5 protein-coding genes are annotated in these 2835 nt (G+C 74.2%); 1 reads left to right on the top strand and 4 read right to left on the bottom strand.

The window, feature by feature from the left end:
- From B7767_RS12255 to B7767_RS12240, 4 genes are all read right to left on the bottom strand, one after another.
- Window positions 1-766 (bottom strand): xanthine dehydrogenase family protein subunit M (locus tag B7767_RS12255; RefSeq protein ID WP_085572223.1); only part of this gene is annotated, 766 nt, incomplete at its 3' end.
- On the bottom strand, window positions 767-1303 hold the full coding sequence (locus B7767_RS12250) for a (2Fe-2S)-binding protein (RefSeq protein WP_085572222.1): 537 nt from the start codon (window positions 1301-1303) through the stop codon (window positions 767-769).
- Between the two features lie 31 nt (window positions 1304-1334).
- A complete protein-coding gene (locus B7767_RS12245; RefSeq protein WP_085572221.1) occupies window positions 1335-1748 on the bottom strand; it encodes an SRPBCC family protein in 414 nt (137 codons plus the stop codon).
- A gap of 73 nt (window positions 1749-1821) precedes the next feature.
- Entirely contained in the window at window positions 1822-2016 is a 195-nt protein-coding gene (locus B7767_RS12240) for a DUF2795 domain-containing protein (protein ID WP_085572220.1), read from the bottom strand.
- Between the two features lie 204 nt (window positions 2017-2220).
- Between B7767_RS12240 and B7767_RS12235 the strand changes: the two genes are divergently transcribed.
- Window positions 2221-2835: lysophospholipid acyltransferase family protein (locus tag B7767_RS12235; protein ID WP_085572224.1), on the top strand; the 615-nt coding region annotated here is incomplete at its 3' end.

The raw sequence follows: 2835 nt of genomic DNA, 5'->3' as shown, positions 1-2835 counted from the left end.
CGGTGCCGTCGTCCGCCGTGTCCAGGACGGCGGCGACCGACGCCAGGGCGAAGGCGTACGAGGCGCGGTCGCGGGCCTTGCGGTAGGCGGAGGGCAGCGACGCCGTGGCGGGCGGGAGCACCACGCCGGTGATCAGCTCGCCGGGCCTGATCCCGGTGTCCCGCTCCGGGTGGTCGCCGGGGAGGCGGTGGAACCGGTCCGCCGGGACGTCCCGGGCGCCCTCGTGGCCGTACAGCTCCACGCGTGCGTCCAGGGCGGCCAGGGCGACGGCCATGTCGGAGGGGTGGGTGGCGATGCAGTGCTCGGAGTGGCCGAGGACCGCGTGGTCGCGGTGGGTTCCCTCCCGGGCGCCGCAACCGCTGCCGGGCACACGCTTGTTGCAGGGCTTGGACAGGTCCTGGAAGTGGGGGCAGCGGGTGCGCTGGAGGAGGTTGCCGCCGGTGGTGGCGGCGTTGCGCAACTGTCCGGAGGCTCCGGCGAGGAGCGCCTGGGACAGGGCGGGGTAGCGGTCGCGGACCAGGGGGTGGGCCGCGAGGTCGCTGTTGCGGACGGTGGCGCCGACGCGCACGGAGCCGTCGGGCAGTTCCTCCACCGTGTCCAGCGGCAGCCGGCCGACGTCGACGAGGACGTCGGGGCGTTCCACGCCCAGCTTCATCAGGTCGACCAGGTTGGTGCCGCCGCCGAGGCAGCGGGCGCCGGGATGCGCGGCGAGCGCCTCGGCCGCCTCCTCGACGGTGCCGGCCCGCACGTACCCGAAGGGCTCCACTCAGATCACGTCCTCGACGGCCTCGACGATGTGCGGGTAGGCGCCGCAGCGGCACAGGTTTCCGCTGAGCCGCTCGCGGATCTCGGCGGCGTCCAGCGGAACGGGCCGCCCGGAGGGGGCGGCGGGGTCGGTGACGTGGGAGGGATGGCCCGCCTCGGCCTCGGCGAGGGCGCCGACGGCGGAGCAGATCTGTCCCGGTGTGCAGTACCCGCACTGGAAGGCGTCCCGGTCGAGGAAGGCCTGCTGCAGGGGGTGCAGGCCGTCGCCGCCGTCGGTGAGGCCCTCGACCGTGGTGACGTCGCGGCCGTCCAGGGACACGGCCAGGAGCAGGCAGCTGTTGACGCGGCGGCCGTCGACCAGGACCGTGCAGGCCCCGCACTGGCCGTGGTCGCAGCCCTTCTTGGCCCCGGTGAGGTCGAGGTCCTCGCGCAGGACGTCCAGCAGGACCCGCCGGTGGTCGAGGCGGAGGGTGTGCGGCTTGCCGTTGACCCTGAGTGCGGTGTCCGAGCGGTGCTCGGGGGTGGGCTCACTGCTCATGGTGGGGTGGCCTTCCGGACGGGGCGGACGGTCAGCCGGCGGCGTTGTCGACACGGAGCCGTACCTGTTCCTCCAGGCGCCGGAGGCTGGAGTCCAGGGCGTCGCCGACGGCCTTCTCGCCCGGGTCGTGGCTGTCGTCGAAGAAGGACAGGTGCACCGTGACCTCGCTGGCCCCGCTGCCGATGCCGGCGACCTGCAGCCAGCCGGTGTAGCCGCCCTGCTCGCGCGTGCCCCATTCGAGCCGCATCTGGTCCCGCTGGGCACGGAGCAGTGCGGAGGTGTCCTCGTCGGAGCGGTCCTCGTGCACGGTGACGGCGGGCAGGTCCTCGGCGTGCACGTGCAGGGCCTCGGGCAGCCAGTCGTCCATCTGGTCGACGTTGGCCGCCTGGTCGAAGACGTGCTCGGGTGATGCGGGCATCGTGTGTGAACGTTCGTACTCGGTCATCGCGGTACCGTCCCTCGTCTCGGTTGTCCGGCAGGAGCGGAGGCTGCCGTGCGGGCAGCCCCCGGACACGGCGCTATTCGTTGCCGAAGACCGCCTTCTGGACCTCGTCGGGGCCGTCGAACCGCTTGGTTCCGGTCTGCCCCAGCTTCTTGACCAGGGTGTCGTCCGCGCCGTTGCTCTTGGCCACGGAGACGAGGTCGTCCTGGCCGGCGGGGTATTCGGCGCCTTTGAGGGCCTTCTGCAGGTCGATCGGGCTGAGGTCGGCCATGGCAGCCTCCCGTGGTGGAGCGGCGCGGCGTGTCCGCGCGGGGAAGGGGCGGGTACCCAGGGCGTCCGGGGGTGATTCAGCCCTGGTTCCCGGCCCTGAACCGAGTAGGGGGCGCCGCCGGTCCGAGTACGCGTACTCAGGCGCGGGGAGCCCGCCGCGCCCGAAGCTGACCGGCAGGAACCCCGTCTGCCGGAAGGACGTCCCTTGCTCAGCCGTACCGCCGCCGTCCTGCTGCCGTTGTTCGGGCGGCTCACCGTCACCCGTGAGACCGCCGGGCCGTTCCCCGCGGGCAGTGTCTTCGTCGCCAACCACGACTCGACGGCCGATCCGGTGCTCGTGCTGGCCGCCCTGCGCGAGGTGGGCGTGACACCGGTCGTCCTGGCGACGGCGGGGCTGTGGCGGGTGCCGGTGCTGGGGCACGCCCTGTCGAGGGGCGGACACGTTCCCGTGCACCGGGGATCGGCCCGTGCGGCGGACGCGCTGGAGGCCGCGGCGGAGGCGGTGCGGTCGGGACGCCATGTGCTCATGTACCCGGAAGGGGGCCTGCCGTCACGCCTGGACGCGGGGTGCGCCGCGCCCCGGTCGTTCCGTACGGGACTGGCACGGCTGTCGGCCGCGACCGGCGCGCCGGTCGTCCCCGTGGGCCAGGTGGGGGCCCGGCGGCTGGCCTCCGGGCCGGTCGCGAAGCAACTGGCCGGTGTGTTCACGGCCCCGGTGCGCCGTCCGCGTCTCCATGTCCACATCGGCCGTCCCGTGCACCTGCCGCCCGGCACGGCGGCCGGGACGGCGACGGCGCACCGGGCGGTGAGTGCCGCCTGG

Origin of the sequence: Streptomyces sp. 13-12-16 (genome assembly GCF_002114215.1) — a bacterium.
In the GTDB taxonomy this organism is placed as follows: Bacteria; Actinomycetota; Actinomycetes; order Streptomycetales; family Streptomycetaceae; genus Streptomyces.
The sequence above is the reverse complement of the archived record's forward strand: the minus strand, read 5'-3'. Positions and strand labels throughout refer to the sequence as shown.